The sequence below is a fragment of the Caldicellulosiruptor hydrothermalis 108 genome, from assembly GCF_000166355.1.
Lineage (GTDB): Bacteria > Bacillota > Thermoanaerobacteria > Caldicellulosiruptorales > Caldicellulosiruptoraceae > Caldicellulosiruptor > Caldicellulosiruptor hydrothermalis.
This window is the reverse complement of record NC_014652.1, coordinates 650,970-665,704: the sequence shown is the minus strand read 5'-3', so window position 1 is coordinate 665,704 and position 14,735 is coordinate 650,970. Positions and strand designations below refer to the sequence as shown.

Below are 14,735 nucleotides of genomic sequence, written 5' to 3'. Positions count from 1 at the left end.
TTTTACGTCACGTAGCTTACTCAAAATCCTGCAAAATCAGCTTTCGATACTGGGTAGGACTCAGACCTGTGTACTTTTTGAAAATGTCGTTAAACCGCTGAAGTGAGGAAAAACCACACATCATAGCAATATTGCTAATCTTTAGATTTGAGATGGAAAGATATTCTTTTGCCTTTTCTATCCTCTTTGAAAGCAGGTACTCTTTTGGCAAAACCCCAAAATGATTCTTGAATATTCTCGAGAGACTACTTTCAGACATGAAAAACCTCTTTGCAACATCACCCATTTTTATGTCTTCCATGTAGTTATTGTCAATGTACTCTTTAATATGTTTGGCAATCAATGAATAGTCGTAATTTTTTATCATCTCAAGACTGTCAATTTCTCGGGTTATATATATGAAGAGCTCCAGACATTTTATATAAAGAAGAATGCTATTTTTGTTTTCTTTTGCCTCATGAAGAATAGATTCTAAGCAAAAGAAAATATTGCTTCTTTTTCGAACATGGAAAAAATAAAATCTGTTTGTTATGCCTTCTAAAACTTTCAAAAACCCATAAATCTCCTTTAGTTCATCTACCTTTGCTTTGCTCTCTGGCTTTAAATAAAATCCCATTACAACAAACTCAGCCTTACTTGAGCTTGCAACCTCAAACTTGTGCTTAGTAAAAGGTTTTATTATCAAAAGGTCACCAGCTTTTAGTTCTATTTTTTCTTCTTCTACCCAAAAATCAATATTCCCTTTTTTTACAAATATAAGTTCATAGCTGTCGTGAACATTATAATCCATCTTCCAGCTATTATCATGAACTCTCTCAAGCGTCTTTACAATTACGGGCAGAATATTGTTGATTGTCTCTATCATCTTCCAACCCCGCTTGTTTTACTTATGGCTCTTATATACTGCCTCAAAAATCTCCTCATATGACATTGCTCTTGAAAATGTTACCTTTTTGCCTACCCAAAAGTTAGAAACCAAATTTTTGTTCTTGAGAAATCTTTCAAACGACTCTTTGTCCTGGACAACTCCATTTTGGTAAAGAACATCTGCAAGGTTATCAATACTGTCAATATAAATATCCACCGTATTATTGAGATTTGGTAAAACATCTTTAGCACTTGAAATAGTAGCAAAATACATTGCACACACACCAAGTACCCATCCAATTCCTATCCCCAGCAGAAAAAACTTGTACCACTTCAGCTGCTCTCCCTCCCAACTATCCTTATAGCAAGCTTTGCTTCACCCTTGCCAATATTTAAGCTCGATGCAATCTGTTCTACTGTATATCCCTGTTTGTAAAGCTCAACCGCTTTTCTGTAAAGCTCTTCTTTTGAGCGTTTTTTGTTCTCATCTTTCTGCATATCATTGCCAGGTTCAATATAATCTTCTTTTCCTGCATAAGATTTTGTCTCAGCTGTCTTTTCAACTTTTTCCTCAGTGTTTAGATGTTCAGTATTTCCCTTGACTGGCGTTGCTTCAATATCTAAAATCTCACCTTTTGCCCATCTTACCTTGTTTTCTATTCTTTCAATTATATACTCTCCAAAGCTATCCAATTCCTCAATTGTCTCAATGGCTTCATTCAAAAGCTGTGAAAGAGTTTTTTGAGCCTTTTCTGACTCATGTAAAATCTTCTCGCCTCTTTCTATATCCTTTTTTATCGACCTCAATGACCACAATATTAAAATTAGTCCAAAAAATATAAACAAGATTACATAGGCATCCATTTTCTTCTTATCTTCTCCTCTACAAAACTTTATATTCTAATATCAAACCCTTTCTGTTGCTTTTTAGATTTTTTTGGTTCCTGTTTTTCTCTTTCCTGTTTTTGAGAAAGTCTAATCTCAGATGCATTGTCTTTTTCTCTTACTCTTCTCAAATCCTCATCTACTTTTGCCTGGTTTTTCTGGCTATTTATGTGCCTTAGCATATTCTCTTTTTGTTGCTCACCAAGCACAACCTGCGACACCTCTGTTAATTTGGGATACAAAATCTTTACATCAATTGGTCTTATATTCATCTTCCACCATCTCCCTCTTATCTACAAAAGCAATAAAAATCCTTAGCTTTAAGCATACGGTGCTATCTTGATGTCAGCATCCTCCCGGTAAATCCTGCAGTATTTTACCGGCTCTTTTATGAGCTTGCACACATTTCCTATGGTTATCTTAACCCCAGGGTATACGGTATCCTGAACCTTAACAATTCCTTCGTTTCTCTCCTCAAGTCTTTTTTCAATCTCTTCAAATTCACTCTGCAATGCTTTTAATCTTTCTGATGCCATAATCTTTGACCTTGTAAACTTTTGAAGCATCTCTCTTTTCTCGTCTGTCAAAAGACCTGCTGCTTCAATCTTCCTCAAAACCTCAATCCCCTGGTCACATTTTTTTATATTTTCTCTTAGTTCTGACATCTCTTTCTTTATCTCTCTGTACCTTTCCACCATAAGAGGATCAACCCCAACTTCTATCTCAGTAGTTGTGGAAAGATATGATCCTATTACCTTTGCTTCAACCTCTTTACCAACCTTACAAGACCCACCAACAATGGAGGCTTTTCTTCCAACAAGAATAAGTTTATTCCCGCACTTTACGTCGCTGTGAACAATTGCCTCTGCCTGAACATCTTCACCAGCAACAACAGTAGCGTTCTCAATAAACTTTGCAAAAACGCTCTTGCCTGCAACAACTTTACCCTTGCCCATACCTGTGATTCCTTTGTGCAGCACTACGTTCCCTTTTGCCTCAATTTCAGCTGCCTCGACAATACCATCAACCTCTACATTTCCTTCAGCAACAACTTTAAACCCAGAAAGCACACTTCCCTTTATGTGGACATTACCAACAAAGTTTATATTGCCTGTTGAGTTGTCAACGTCAGAGTCAATTTCCAATGTGTTTAGAACTGTTACTTTGCCTTCGATTATGCACACCTGGCCATCGCATGCAGCTTTTAAGGTATGACCGTCAGTATCTACGTATGTATTTTTCCCCCTTGGAAGATTTAACTTTCTTCCTTTCTGACCTCTTATCACCCCTCCAAAAACATCCCTACCATCTTCTCCGTCAACAGGATCTATCATTGTAACAAGAACATCATCTTTTCGCACATTCTGGACAATTCCTAAGTCCTTGTAATCAACTCTTCCATCAGGAAGTTCTTTGGGCCTTATCTCACGTTTGATATCAAAATGATATATGAGCTTGCCATCAACAGGTCTGCCAGGCGGTTTTCCCTGGGCAACCACAACAGGGGTTCCAAAAATGGGATTTTCAATAAGCTTTTTTATGGCTTCTTCATCTATCCCAAACGCAATTTTATTTTCTCTCAGTTTGTTCATCACATTTTCAAATGTCAAATCCACACCATTTTGATTTTGTACAAGCACCACGCTTGCTTTTAGTCTATCTGATGTCACCATAACCTTTATATCAACCTTTTGTTCACTTGACATCCTAATGTACCCCTTTCCCCGCAAAAAAATAAATATTATTTTTCCAAATACTTTTGTAAAGCACTTCTCAACTTTAAAAGCGCTCGCGTGTGAAGCTGACTTACACGTGATTCAGATACGCCCAGAACTTTTGCTATCTCTTTTATGCTCAGCTCTTCATAGTAATAAAGCACTATCACCATCCTTTCATTCTCCATAAGATTATCTATCTGCTGTCTTAACACAGTTTTAAGTTCTTCATTCTCTATAAAATGTTCTGGCTGGGACACGAAATCTTCAAGCCCGCCAATCTTGCTTTCATAGTTCTGTTCTAAAAAACTATCCAGTGAAATAATCATACCACTCGATATTCTATCCTGCAGTTTTTGAAGTTCATCAACTGATATTCCAATCCTTTTGGCAACTTCCTGGTCTGTCGGGGTTTTACCTTCTTTTTCTATCTCAATGTACGCTTTTTCTATCTCTTTTGCTTTCTGTCGAATGCTTCGTGGCAAAAAGTCCTGGCTTCTAACACAGTCAATTATTGCACCTTTTATTCTTGTATATGCATACGTTTCAAACTTGACCCCTTTTTGACTGTCAAACTTTTCGATTGCATCAAGAAGACCAATTGAACCATAACTTACCAAGTCATCATACTCAACATTACCGCCAAAATAAATGGCCATTCTGCCAGCCACAAGCTTTACAAGCGGCATGTATTTTATTATAAGCTGTTCTTTTATTTTTGGGTCTTTGGTCTTTATAAACTTTTCCCACAAAAGTGCATCATCCATACCCATTCGTACCTCTCAGCTATTTAAGGATTGTGGTCCTTGCTGTCATTCAATATATTCTTAACTACACTTCCAAACACATAACCTATAATCGACACCACAGCAGTTGCAAAAAATGTATATTCTCCAGATTTCCTTGTAACAAGACATGCAATAAGGACAATACTTCCTCCCACAAGTGCTATAATCTCAGGTAATAGTTGCTCCCCTTTCAACTCTCAAGTCTTCTCCTTTAAATTGTTTTTGTTCCCTTGCCAATTGTCTTTATTTCAAGTCTGCCATCTTCTGAATAAAATATAATTGTTCTACCATAATTTCCTCCAGTGTCTTCTGCTACAATGGATATATTCTGTTCCTGTAAAACCTTTTTAGCAGCCTCCACATTTCTTTTTCCAATATTCATGAACTCGCTACGTGTTACCTCAAACATCTGAGCTCCGCCTGCAAGCTTTGCAACCATGTTCTTCTTTGCAGCACCAAGTTCTTCCATCTTCTCTATGAGTAGTGGAATACCTGTATCTGCAAACTTTGCAGGATTAGTATTATTTTTCACACCCCAGCTGTAAGGAAGCATAATATGTATCATCCCTATTATCTTTGTCTTTGTGTCGTATATACACACCCCTACACAAGAACCAAGTCCAAGTGTGGTAAGAGCATTTGGATAGCTTGTAACATTCAAATCTGCCATGCCTACCTTTATAATCTCCATCATCTTCTATGCTACTCCCAGTGCTTTTAACATTTTTTGATATGACTCTATTGTTGGTATAAGAAAAAAATCAGCAACAATCCTACTACTTTCTTCAAAAATCTCGGTTTCGATATAAAGTGCAGTGTCACCTGTCTCGCCAAACTGAATGGCAGGAAAACTTAAAATTGCACCTGCCATATCCTCAGCAAGCTGCGGAACAGATTGAATCATCTTAAAACCTGTAAGAGTTGATAGTGCTGTTAAATACGCCCCTGCCAAGATGTTCCCTATCTCCATCAAAGCAGACTTTTCTATCTCTGTAAACTCACTGTATCCATTTAAAGCTGTACCCATTAACATGTTAACAAGAAGGTGGGCAGAAGCTTGAGACATAACAAACATGATAAATCCTTCGATGTCGCCTTCCACGTTCAATAAAATTCCAACTACAGGAATCTCTGCCCCGCCAAGTATCTCCGGAACTTCTTGGAGTTTTACCATCTTTACAACAGGAACCTTCATGTTTATTTTCCTGCCAATCATCATAGCAAGAGCTGACACTGCATTGCCTGTTCCTATGTTCCCCAGCTCTTTTAATACATCCAAATACATTTCATTTATTTCACTATTTGACAAATTCATAAAAATTAAACCTCCTCGGCTTTTTCAAAAAGCACATCTTCAAGGTTGATGATGTTTATGAGCAAGCCGTTATACTTTGCAATTGAAAACTTAAACTCGTTCCTGTCCCTTGTTGCTTGGTCAAAATCTTCTTTAGAAAGATATACCACATCCAGAACCTCGTCAATTATCAGTCCTACCTTGAACTCGCCTTTCCAGTTGACAATCAAAATCCTTGTCTCTTCACCAAACTCCTCTTTTTCAACCCCAATCTTTTCACAAAGGTCAATGACTGGTACAATCTCGCCTCGAAGATTTATGACTCCTTTTACATACTCTTTTGTGTGAGGTACACGGGTTATTGGCATAAGTTTTTCAATATTCTCTATATGATTCACACTCAGTCCATAATGCTCATCCGCAAGCCTGAAAATTAAATACTGTTCCATCTTCTCTTTCCACCTCTATACTTTTTTTCTTACACTGTAAGCATATTAGGGTCAAGTATCATTGCAACAGCCCCATCCCCAAGGATTGTTGCACCTGATATGAGTCTAATTCCCTCTAAATATTTTCCAAGCGATTTTATAACAATATCCTGCTGCCCTAAAAGCCTGTCAACAATGATTCCTGTCAGCTTTTCGCCACGCCTGACTATCACAACCGTAAATTTCTTCTTGTCAAGGACTGGCTCTAAACCCACAATAGAATGTAAATGCTTTATTGGAATTACCTGATTCCTCAGCATGATTATCTCTTTTCCTTTTTGCACAACCTTGATATCCTCTTTTGCAACATCCACAATCTCTCTGATTGATGCAACAGGAATTGCATATATCTCATCATGTACAGTGACAAGCAGTGCCTGAATGATAGCAAGAGTTAGCGGAAGTCTTATAATAAACTTGGTTCCTTTGCCTTTCTGCGTCTTTACCTCAACCATCCCACCGAGCTGTTCAATCTTGGTCTTTACAACATCAAGCCCAACACCACGTCCAGAAAGGTTTGTAACCTTGTCCTTGGTTGAAAAGCTCGGCATAAACAGAAAATCTATTATTTCCTGGTCTGATAAATCTATCTGATCCTCTTTTAAAAGTCCTTTTTCTATCGCTTTTTGCTTTACCTTTTCCAAATCAATACCTTTGCCATCATCTTCAACCTCAATGACAACATTGTTCCCGTCATGATAAGCTGAAAGTTTTATAAGCCCGCTTCTTGGCTTGCCGTTTTTGACTCTCTCCTCGGGGTCTTCTATTCCATGGTCGGCAGCATTTCTTAAAAGATGAATGAGCGGGTCGCCAAGCTCGTCCACAATTGTCCTGTCAACCTCTGTATCCTCACCAGACATTACAAGTTCAAATTCCTTTCCAAGCTCTCTTGCCAAATCTCTCATCATCCTCGGAAAACGTGAAAATACTCTTTCTACCGGCACCATTCGGACTTTCATAACAGCATCGTGCAAACTTGTTGTGATTCTCTCCAAATACTCAATAGACTCTTCGTACTGTCTATCGTTATATTTTTTGGCAAGCCCTTCTATTCGGCTTTTGATTATAATAAGCTCGCTCACCAAGTTCATGAGAACATCCAATCTTTCAATGTCAACTCTAACTGTCTTGCTTGTCTTCTGCACAGGTTCTTGTTTCTGCTGCCTTACAACCTTTACAGTTTCCTGTACTTGGGTCTCTTGCTGCACCTCTTCAATTTCTTCTTTTTCTTCTGCCCTGCCAACCTCGCCAGACTTTATCTCAAGTGCTTTTACTTCTCTTATCTCTGAAATTGAAAGAATTCTCTCTCTTATTTTTTCAAGCGGCTGCTTGCTTATCACGGTAATAGAAAACTCAAAGTCAAATTTTTCATCTTCAATGTCCTGAACAGAGGGTTTTGAATGAATAATCTCGCCAAACTCCTCAACCGCTCTGAAAACAAGGTATGCACGAGCAGATTTTAAAAGACAGTTCTGGTCAAGCTCAACATCAAATTTGTAAACGTTAAAACCTTGGGTCCACGCACGCTCTATTGCTCTTACAACAAATTCGTCGTACTCATATTTCTTACCTGCTTTTGAGGTAGAAGACACCGCCATATCTTCGGCAGGTTTTCCCAAAATAGCATTCAAAGCGTTGACAAGGTGGCTATTTGCTTCTTGCCCTTCTGTGCCTGTTGCAACTATAACATCTAAGTATGCTTCAAGCGCATCAACTGTCTTGAAAAGAATATCCATGATATTAGGATTTACTTTTAACTTTCCATCGCGTGCAGCAGCAAGAACATTTTCCATCGCATGAGTGAGTTTTTGCATGTTGACAAATCCCATAGTGCCGGCCATGCCTTTTAAAGTGTGAGCTGACCTGAAAATCTCATTTACAAGTTGCAAGTCCTCCGGGTTTTCTTCAAGTTTTAACATATTGTCGTTAAGACTTTGAATGTGGTCTCTTGCTTCTTCTATAAACATTCCAAGGTACTGAGACATATCCATTTTTTCATCACTCTCCTTCTTTTGCACAAAAGGCTTTTTTTGGGTTATTCCCTACAGCAGACCTTTTTGTCTCATCTTTTGTTGCTGAGCAAAAATAAACCTGACTATTTTGTCTATTTCGTTTTGTCTTGCCTCAACAAACTTGCAACCGTACATAAACCTGTACGTCGGGTGCTGCACCCTCTCTTTTCGAAGTATCTGTGCTTTTAAGATAAGTTCTTCTTGTTCAATTGGTATCTTGGTCAAAATGAGGTCGCCTGTTTCAAATTCTTCTTGAGTTATAAAACAAACACCTCCGCCGCTAATGTCCTTTGTGAGTGCTTTTACAATCTTTCCTTCTGAAAACTCATCTGCTGCTTCTGCTGCTGGTGTATCTGCTCTTTGCATTTGGCCAGAATTTAAAAGTTTTACGAATATATCCAAGTTTATTGGAAGTCTGAAAAACATTCTTCTCTGGATTTTTCTAACATCAGATATCTGCTTGACTTTTATCATGTATTCTGGTTCTTTAAACCTCTCCTCAACAACTCCATCAAACATCCACACACCGTCGCTTGAAACCTTGTACACCCTTAAAATCTCATCAATGTAAAATGTCACATAAACTCCTTCTTTTATTGGCGTGAAGATATAAAAATACTCATCTTTTATATCGGCAATTTTGGAAATATACTGCATGTCCTTCTCTTCCCATGTTCGCCTGTCTATTCTGACAATTTCAATCTTATCACCTACTTTGAAAATCTTACGCATAAAAAGCCCCCTCTTTTATTGTTCACGAAGCCTTTTGATAATTGAGTCAATAAACCGTGAAAAACCACCCCTATTTTTTCCCTCAACACTCTCAGAAGACATTACAAGTTTCCTTGCCACATTTTCAACCTCTCGTGAAATGTTGCTCTTTTCATATGATATCATAAATGGTACCTGTTTGATAACTGATTTTGAAACAATACTATTTTCTTCTATATACCCTATATATTCTACTTCTCTTTGCAAAAACCTTTTAATAACACCATTTAGTCTGAAAAAAATCTCCTCTGCTTCTTTTATGCCATTTACCCTGTTTATCAAAAGGTTTATCTTGTGGTTAAAATCTCTCGCAATAATTGCCTTTATTATAGCATAAGCATCTGTGATAGAGGTAGGCTCTGGAGTTGTAATTACAATAACCTCATCTGACATCATAACAAACTCCATAACATTTCTTGAAATCCCAGCACCTGTGTCTATAAGAACAATATCAAAAGATCTATTTATCAGCTGGGCACATTCAATTAACCTCAAAAGTCTTTCCTCATCCAAATTTGCAAGGTCAACTATCCCAGACCCACCTGATATAAAATTGATACCCAGCGGCCCTTCTTCAACAATTGAAAATATGTCTTTCTTGCCTTCCAAGACATCTTTTACATTATATTTTGGCGATGTCCCAAGCAGCACCTCAACATTTGAAAGTCCTAAATCAGCGTCAATTATGAGCACTCTTTTACCTATCTTTTTTAAAGCAATTGCCAAGTTTACAGTAAGATTTGTCTTGCCAACACCGCCTTTACCACTTGTAATTGTCACAACTTTTGATGGCGCACCTTGATAGACAGGAATATTTGCGCTAATTTCAGCTTTTCTCACAAGATTTCTTAACCCCTGTGCCTGGTCTCTCATAAAACCTTACTCCCTATGATGAGTTTTGCAAATTGTTCAGGGTTAAACTGTTCAATATCATCAGGTACATTCTGACCAGTTGTTATATACGCAATTGGCTTTTGTGTAAAGTAGCGTATATTTAATATATTCCCATAAGTTGATACTTCATCTACTTTGGTGATGATAACCTTGTAATCATCTAAAAACGAATAGGTATTAACCACCTCTTTGAACACCGACGGCTGTGTTGTGGCACTAAGAAGCAAAAACACCTCATCTGGATTTGCCTTGGTTACAAACGCTTTGAGCTCGTCCATGTGTTCCTGGTTCTTGTGACTTCTTCCCGCAGTGTCAACAAGAACCACATCTGAGTCAGAAAAATTTTCAATTATTCTATCATACTCGTCGACCTCATACCACACCTTTGTCTTGATATTCATAATCTCGGCATAGGTTTTAAGCTGCTCAACCGCAGCAATTCTGTATGTATCTGCTGTGATAAATCCTACCTTTTTCCCATCTTCAAACATGAGCTTAGCAGCAATCTTGGCAATTGTGGTTGTTTTCCCAACACCTGTTGGCCCTACAAAAAACACAATCTTTGGAAGCTTTGAGTTAAACGAAAGCGGTGCTGCTGCCCCCAGCATATTCTTTATTTCTTTGTACATATTATTTACAACGCTATTTATCGAAGCCTCTGCACTTAGATTTGAAAGTAGCATATCTACAATTTCATTTTCCACACCGTTTTTTATTAAATTCTCTCTCATAACATTAAGAAAATTTTTCTTGCTCAGCTCTTTTGTCTGGCTAATACCTTCCTCCTGCTCTTTCTTTATAACCTCTTTTAAAGCCTTTTCAAGAGAGTCAATCTTTTTTTCAAGCTCTTTTATCTGGGTCATTTGAAGACTCAAAGCCAAACTTTCCTGTCTTATAGACTCTTCCTCTTTTTTGACTATCTTCTCATCCTCGCATGCGGCTGTAACCTCTATCAGCGGTTTTTTGAAAAATCCAAACAAACCTTTTTGCCTTACCTTTTTGGTCGAAAGTATAACAGCGTCCTTGCCCAAATCTGCTTTTATTCTTATTAATGCTTCCTGCATATCATGTGCCAAATACCTCTTAATTCTCATCTTTAAAATTCCACCATCCCAACTGTTTTAATCTGCACACTCGGCAGTATCTCATTGTACGAAAGTACTACAACATCAGGAAAGATATTTTCTATGAGCCTCCTAAAATATATCCTAACTATCGGCGAACAAATAACAATTGGCTGTGCTGACACGTTCACCAGTTTTTCCAAAATATTGCTGAGATTGTTTATAAGTTTTTGAACATAATCAGGCGGAAGATTCAAAAAACTTCCCTGTTCAGTCTTTTGAATAGAATTCATTATCATCTCTTCAACCTCAGGAGAAAGAGCAATCGCTTCGAGCACATTGCCAGATACATACTTTTTGGTAATGTACCTTGCCATTGCCTGGCGTACATATTCTGTCAAAACATCAGTATCTTTTGTTGTGGGTGCCCAGTCAGCAAGTGTCTCTAATATGGTAACCATATCCCTTATTGAAATCCGCTCTTTTAAAAGGTTTGCCAAAACCTTCTGAACTTCCCCAACTGTCATTAGCTTTGGAATGAGCTCATCAACAAGCACAGGATTTGTTTCTTTCACATTATCAATCAGCTTCTGGACATCCTGCCGTGTCAAAAGCTCATGAGCATGGCGTCTTATTATCTCTGTCAGATGAGTTGCTATGACAGATGGAAGGTCAACCACAGTGTATCCTGCCATCTCAGCTCTTTCTTTCATTGAAGATGAAATCCAGAGCGCATCAAGCCCGAACGCAGGCTCTTTTGTCGGTATACCTTCTATCTGTTCTGTGACAAAACCAGGATTTATTGCAAGAAGACTGTCGCTCATAAGCTCTGCTCTTGCAACCTCAACACCTTTTATGTTTATCCTGTACTCGTAAGGTTTGAGTGCCATGTTGTCCCTGAGCCTGATTGTAGGAACAATAATCCCAAGTTCAAGCGCAAGCTGTCTTCTTATCATCACAACCCTTTCTAAAAGGTCTCCGCCCTGGTCTTTGTCAGCAAGAGGAATTATCCCATATCCAAACTCAACCTCAATAGGGTCAACATACAGGAGATTTACAACATTTTCAGGCTTCTTTAGCTCTTCAACCTCTTTTTGTTCAACCTGTTTTTCTTCAATACTCTCTATCTTTTTGAGACTGCTATCCATTCTAAATCCCATGGCAAACATAGCCCCAGATAAGAAAAACAATGAAAGCTTTGGCATTGTGGGAATTAGAGCAAGTGCTGCCAGAATACCTCCCACAGTGTAGAGCACTTTTGGGTGAAACTCAAACAGCTGTTTTATGAGACTTTCTGAGAGCTTGCTCGCATCTGCTGCTTTTGTCACAACAATTCCTGTGGCAGTTGAAATAAGAAGTGCGGGTATCTGAGCTGCAATACCATCCCCCACAGATAAAAGGAGATATTTTTGTATTGCCTCCGTGACATCTTCGCCTCTCATGGCAACACCAATTATAAGTCCGCCAAGCGCGTTGATAAAGGTAATCAATATGGCCGCAATGGCATCCCCTTTGACAAACTTGCTCGCACCATCCATTGCACCATAAAAGTCTGCCTCTTTTTGAATCTTTTTTCTCCTCTCTCGCGCCTCTTCTTCTGTTATTATCCCCGCATTAAGATCAGCATCCACCGCCATTTGTTTGCCCGGCATTGCATCAAGTGTAAATCTGGCAGCAACCTCTGACACCCTCTCAGCACCTCTGGTTATCACTATAAACTGGATGATGATTATAATAAAGAATATTATTACACCAACAACAATGTTGCTGCCTATAACAAAATTCCCAAAAGTATAGACTATCCTAACATTTTCTCCTTGACCTGTCAATATCTGTCTTGTTGTAGAGATATTCAAAGCAAGCCTGAGCAATGTTGTAAACAGAAGAAGTGATGGAAATACTGAAAAATCTAAAGCTTCTTTTATGTTTATGCTGTTTAAAAATATAACAAGTGCAAGTGAAAGGTTGATAGCAATCAAAACGTCGAGCAAGCTCGGTGGTATGGGAAGTATCATCGATAACACTATTACTATTGCAAATATAGAAAAAGTCGCACCTTTCAAGTTCATCTTATATTCACCTTCTGGTAATTTTTAAGGCTGTACACGTATGCTAAAACCTCTGCAACTGCCTGGTAAAGCTCTGGCGGAATGAAATCGCCAATCTCACACATATTGTAAAGAGCTTTTGCAAGCTCTCTATTTTCAACAATTTCAATCCTGTGCTTAATTGCCTCCTGTTTTATCTTTAGCGCTATGTAATCTTTACCCTTTGCAATCACCCTTGGCGCGTCAAACTTTTCTGGTTCATACAAAAGAGCAACTGCATAGTGTGTCGGGTTGGTTATGACAACATCCGCCTTGGGAAGCTGCTGGAACATCCTTTGAAGAGAAATCCTTCTTTGTCTTTCCCTTATCTTGGACTTTATCTGTGGATTTCCTTCTGTCTGTTTGAACTCTTCCTTTACCTCTTCCTTTGTCATCATGAGCTTTTTTTCATACTGCTGGCGCTGAAAAATAAAATCTATCACAGCTATTCCAAAAAACATTACTGCCATCCATAAAATCAGATTAATAGCAGAATCAAAGGAAAACTTGACAATTGTAAGTACATTCATCTCGTACATCTCTAAAAGCTTTTTGGCAAAGCTCTGTGTGTAGCTATATCCTGTGTATCCTATTATCAGAACTTTCAGTATAGACTTTATAAGTTCAACAACCGAATTAATTGAAAATATTCTTTTAAACCCTTCAATAGGATTAATTTTTTGAAAACTCATTTTAAGCGACTGTGCTGTGATAAGAAAACTGCTCTGTGCCCACTCTACAATTGTTGCCACAAACATAATTGTAAGGCAGAAAGGAAGAACCATTTTTAAAGAAGTCGTAATTATAAAGCTCAAAAGCCTGCTTGCATCGCGCACATCCTCTAAATTATAATTCAAATTGCTAAAAAAATACTTGCTTCCTTGCTGCAATGGCTCAATAATTAAAGAATAACCAAACTTTAAAAAAAGTACACTTATCAATAAAGCAAAAGCAGAGGTAACCTCTCTGCTTTTTGCTACCATACCACGTTTTCTTGCTTCCTGACGTTTTCGGGGGGTTGCCTTTTCAGTTTTAGCACTTGCTTCTGAAAACAACTGAATATCAAATTTTAACTTCACTTGATACTCCCTCTTAAGAATTCAAAAGTATACACTGCTATTTTGTCAATCAGCACAAATATCATCTTATTCATGAAAGGAAGAATTATAACAAGCACCAAAAAACCAATTGCAATCTTTATAGGAAGCCCTACCATGAACACATTCATCTGTGGCACAGCACGTGATAGCACAGCTAAAATTATGTCTACAATAAGCATGCTCATCAAAATTGGCAGGCTTATCTCAACCCCTATCAAAAAAAGCTCTGAAAAAAATCTTAAAAAACTCCACGTAAATTCGCTTCTAAAACTTTCATGTCCAATTGGTACAAGCTTGTAGCTATAAACTACAGCTCTTATAAGAAGATGATGAGCGTCTGTGCCAAAAAACACAACAAGCATGTAAAGGTACAAAAAGTTTCCCAAAAGAGGTACCTGAATCTCGCTCATAGGATCAATGACGTTTGCCATACCAAAACCTATTGCATTGTCAATGATTTGACCCGCCAAAAGTATAGCTGAAAATATCATGTATGATATATACCCTACCAAAAGCCCAACAATGAATTCCTTTATAACTGCAAAGATATATTCCAGCAAATTGGCAGGTACACTATAAGAAAATCTGTAAGTTGTGACAACAAGTAAGCTCAAGAAAAAGGCAAAACCAATTTTAAAATACGCAGGAATATTTCTTCTGCCGAATATTGGTGAGGCTATAAAAAGACCGCTCATTCTTGCAAGTACAAGAAAAAATATATATGAGCTGTTTAAAAATGTATTGATGATATCTGTCATAAAAGTTCTTCC

At 37.9% G+C, this 14,735-nt stretch carries 17 protein-coding genes; all 17 read right to left on the bottom strand.

The genetic code is table 11. The features are described 5' to 3' along the window. Nucleotides 1–16: 16 nt before the first annotated feature. From CALHY_RS03145 to fliR, 17 genes are read right to left on the bottom strand one after another with little or no spacing between them, the layout of a single operon-like run. Nucleotides 17–865 (bottom strand): AraC family transcriptional regulator, encoded by an 849-nt coding sequence (locus CALHY_RS03145; RefSeq protein WP_013402564.1) that lies wholly within the window; start codon nucleotides 863–865, stop codon nucleotides 17–19. Between the two features lie 18 nt (nucleotides 866–883). Then, nucleotides 884–1,150, bottom strand: a complete 267-nt coding sequence (locus CALHY_RS03140) for a hypothetical protein (RefSeq protein WP_013402563.1) — start codon at nucleotides 1,148–1,150, stop codon at nucleotides 884–886. Nucleotides 1,151–1,200: 50 nt separating this feature from the next. Beyond that, complete coding sequence (locus CALHY_RS03135) at nucleotides 1,201–1,731, bottom strand: DUF6115 domain-containing protein (RefSeq protein WP_013402562.1); 531 nt, start codon at nucleotides 1,729–1,731, stop codon at nucleotides 1,201–1,203. Between the two features lie 29 nt (nucleotides 1,732–1,760). Beyond that, a complete protein-coding gene (locus tag CALHY_RS03130; protein ID WP_013402561.1) occupies nucleotides 1,761–2,024 on the bottom strand; it encodes a hypothetical protein in 264 nt (87 codons plus the stop codon). A gap of 48 nt (nucleotides 2,025–2,072) precedes the next feature. Continuing rightward, complete coding sequence (locus CALHY_RS03125; protein WP_013402560.1) at nucleotides 2,073–3,458, bottom strand: DUF342 domain-containing protein; 1,386 nt, start codon at nucleotides 3,456–3,458, stop codon at nucleotides 2,073–2,075. A gap of 35 nt (nucleotides 3,459–3,493) precedes the next feature. Next, the gene (locus tag CALHY_RS03120; protein ID WP_041723102.1) at nucleotides 3,494–4,234 is read right to left on the bottom strand and encodes a FliA/WhiG family RNA polymerase sigma factor; all 741 of its coding nucleotides are present in this window, start codon (nucleotides 4,232–4,234) and stop codon (nucleotides 3,494–3,496) included. A 23-nt stretch (nucleotides 4,235–4,257) separates the two neighbouring features. Next, nucleotides 4,258–4,449, bottom strand: coding sequence for a hypothetical protein (locus CALHY_RS03115; RefSeq protein ID WP_013402558.1), 192 nt, complete (start codon nucleotides 4,447–4,449; stop codon nucleotides 4,258–4,260). A 17-nt stretch (nucleotides 4,450–4,466) separates the two neighbouring features. After that, nucleotides 4,467–4,949 carry a chemotaxis protein CheD gene (locus CALHY_RS03110; protein ID WP_013402557.1) on the bottom strand — a complete coding sequence of 161 codons (483 nt, stop codon included), beginning with the start codon at nucleotides 4,947–4,949 and terminating at the stop codon, nucleotides 4,467–4,469. A gap of 3 nt (nucleotides 4,950–4,952) precedes the next feature. Then, nucleotides 4,953–5,570, bottom strand: coding sequence for a chemotaxis protein CheC (locus tag CALHY_RS03105; protein ID WP_013402556.1), 618 nt, complete (start codon nucleotides 5,568–5,570; stop codon nucleotides 4,953–4,955). Nucleotides 5,571–5,575: 5 nt separating this feature from the next. Beyond that, nucleotides 5,576–5,998: a chemotaxis protein CheW gene (locus tag CALHY_RS03100; RefSeq protein WP_013402555.1), complete on the bottom strand. Its 423-nt coding sequence runs from the start codon at nucleotides 5,996–5,998 to the stop codon at nucleotides 5,576–5,578. A 29-nt stretch (nucleotides 5,999–6,027) separates the two neighbouring features. Next, the gene (locus CALHY_RS03095) at nucleotides 6,028–8,028 is read right to left on the bottom strand and encodes a chemotaxis protein CheA (RefSeq protein ID WP_013402554.1); all 2,001 of its coding nucleotides are present in this window, start codon (nucleotides 8,026–8,028) and stop codon (nucleotides 6,028–6,030) included. Nucleotides 8,029–8,079: 51 nt separating this feature from the next. Then, nucleotides 8,080–8,781, bottom strand: a complete 702-nt coding sequence (locus tag CALHY_RS03090; RefSeq protein WP_013402553.1) for a flagellar brake protein — start codon at nucleotides 8,779–8,781, stop codon at nucleotides 8,080–8,082. A 15-nt stretch (nucleotides 8,782–8,796) separates the two neighbouring features. Continuing rightward, the gene (locus tag CALHY_RS03085; RefSeq protein ID WP_013402552.1) at nucleotides 8,797–9,693 is read right to left on the bottom strand and encodes a MinD/ParA family protein; all 897 of its coding nucleotides are present in this window, start codon (nucleotides 9,691–9,693) and stop codon (nucleotides 8,797–8,799) included. Then, nucleotides 9,690–10,808 (bottom strand): flagellar biosynthesis protein FlhF, encoded by a 1,119-nt coding sequence (gene flhF, locus CALHY_RS03080; RefSeq protein ID WP_013402551.1) that lies wholly within the window; start codon nucleotides 10,806–10,808, stop codon nucleotides 9,690–9,692. The genes CALHY_RS03085 and flhF overlap by 4 nt, the downstream gene beginning before the upstream one ends. Nucleotides 10,809–10,810: 2 nt before the next feature. After that, nucleotides 10,811–12,847: a flagellar biosynthesis protein FlhA gene (gene flhA, locus CALHY_RS03075; protein ID WP_013402550.1), complete on the bottom strand. Its 2,037-nt coding sequence runs from the start codon at nucleotides 12,845–12,847 to the stop codon at nucleotides 10,811–10,813. Next, complete coding sequence (gene flhB, locus CALHY_RS03070; RefSeq protein ID WP_013402549.1) at nucleotides 12,844–13,944, bottom strand: flagellar biosynthesis protein FlhB; 1,101 nt, start codon at nucleotides 13,942–13,944, stop codon at nucleotides 12,844–12,846. Before flhB ends, flhA begins: the two co-directional genes overlap by 4 nt. Continuing rightward, nucleotides 13,941–14,723 carry a flagellar biosynthetic protein FliR gene (gene fliR, locus CALHY_RS03065; RefSeq protein WP_013402548.1) on the bottom strand — a complete coding sequence of 261 codons (783 nt, stop codon included), beginning with the start codon at nucleotides 14,721–14,723 and terminating at the stop codon, nucleotides 13,941–13,943. Before fliR ends, flhB begins: the two co-directional genes overlap by 4 nt. Between the last annotated feature and the right edge of the window lie 12 nt (nucleotides 14,724–14,735).

Excerpts from the sequence above, each read along its gene's own strand:
- flhF (WP_013402551.1), bottom strand. The coding sequence starts at position 10,808 with ATGAGAATTAAGAGGTATTTGGCACATGATATGCAGGAAGCATTAATA.
- CALHY_RS03095 (WP_013402554.1), bottom strand. The coding sequence starts at position 8,028 with ATGGATATGTCTCAGTACCTTGGAATGTTTATAGAAGAAGCAAGAGAC.
- CALHY_RS03085 (WP_013402552.1), bottom strand. The coding sequence starts at position 9,693 with ATGAGAGACCAGGCACAGGGGTTAAGAAATCTTGTGAGAAAAGCTGAA.
- CALHY_RS03110 (WP_013402557.1), bottom strand. The coding sequence starts at position 4,949 with ATGATGGAGATTATAAAGGTAGGCATGGCAGATTTGAATGTTACAAGC.
- CALHY_RS03105 (WP_013402556.1), bottom strand. The coding sequence starts at position 5,570 with ATGAATTTGTCAAATAGTGAAATAAATGAAATGTATTTGGATGTATTA.
- CALHY_RS03145 (WP_013402564.1), bottom strand. The coding sequence starts at position 865 with ATGATAGAGACAATCAACAATATTCTGCCCGTAATTGTAAAGACGCTT.
- CALHY_RS03090 (WP_013402553.1), bottom strand. The coding sequence starts at position 8,781 with ATGCGTAAGATTTTCAAAGTAGGTGATAAGATTGAAATTGTCAGAATA.
- CALHY_RS03120 (WP_041723102.1), bottom strand. The coding sequence starts at position 4,234 with ATGGATGATGCACTTTTGTGGGAAAAGTTTATAAAGACCAAAGACCCA.
- CALHY_RS03135 (WP_013402562.1), bottom strand. The coding sequence starts at position 1,731 with ATGGATGCCTATGTAATCTTGTTTATATTTTTTGGACTAATTTTAATA.
- CALHY_RS03125 (WP_013402560.1), bottom strand. The coding sequence starts at position 3,458 with ATGTCAAGTGAACAAAAGGTTGATATAAAGGTTATGGTGACATCAGAT.
- flhA (WP_013402550.1), bottom strand. The coding sequence starts at position 12,847 with ATGAACTTGAAAGGTGCGACTTTTTCTATATTTGCAATAGTAATAGTG.
- fliR (WP_013402548.1), bottom strand. The coding sequence starts at position 14,723 with ATGACAGATATCATCAATACATTTTTAAACAGCTCATATATATTTTTT.
- CALHY_RS03130 (WP_013402561.1), bottom strand. The coding sequence starts at position 2,024 with ATGAATATAAGACCAATTGATGTAAAGATTTTGTATCCCAAATTAACA.
- CALHY_RS03100 (WP_013402555.1), bottom strand. The coding sequence starts at position 5,998 with ATGGAACAGTATTTAATTTTCAGGCTTGCGGATGAGCATTATGGACTG.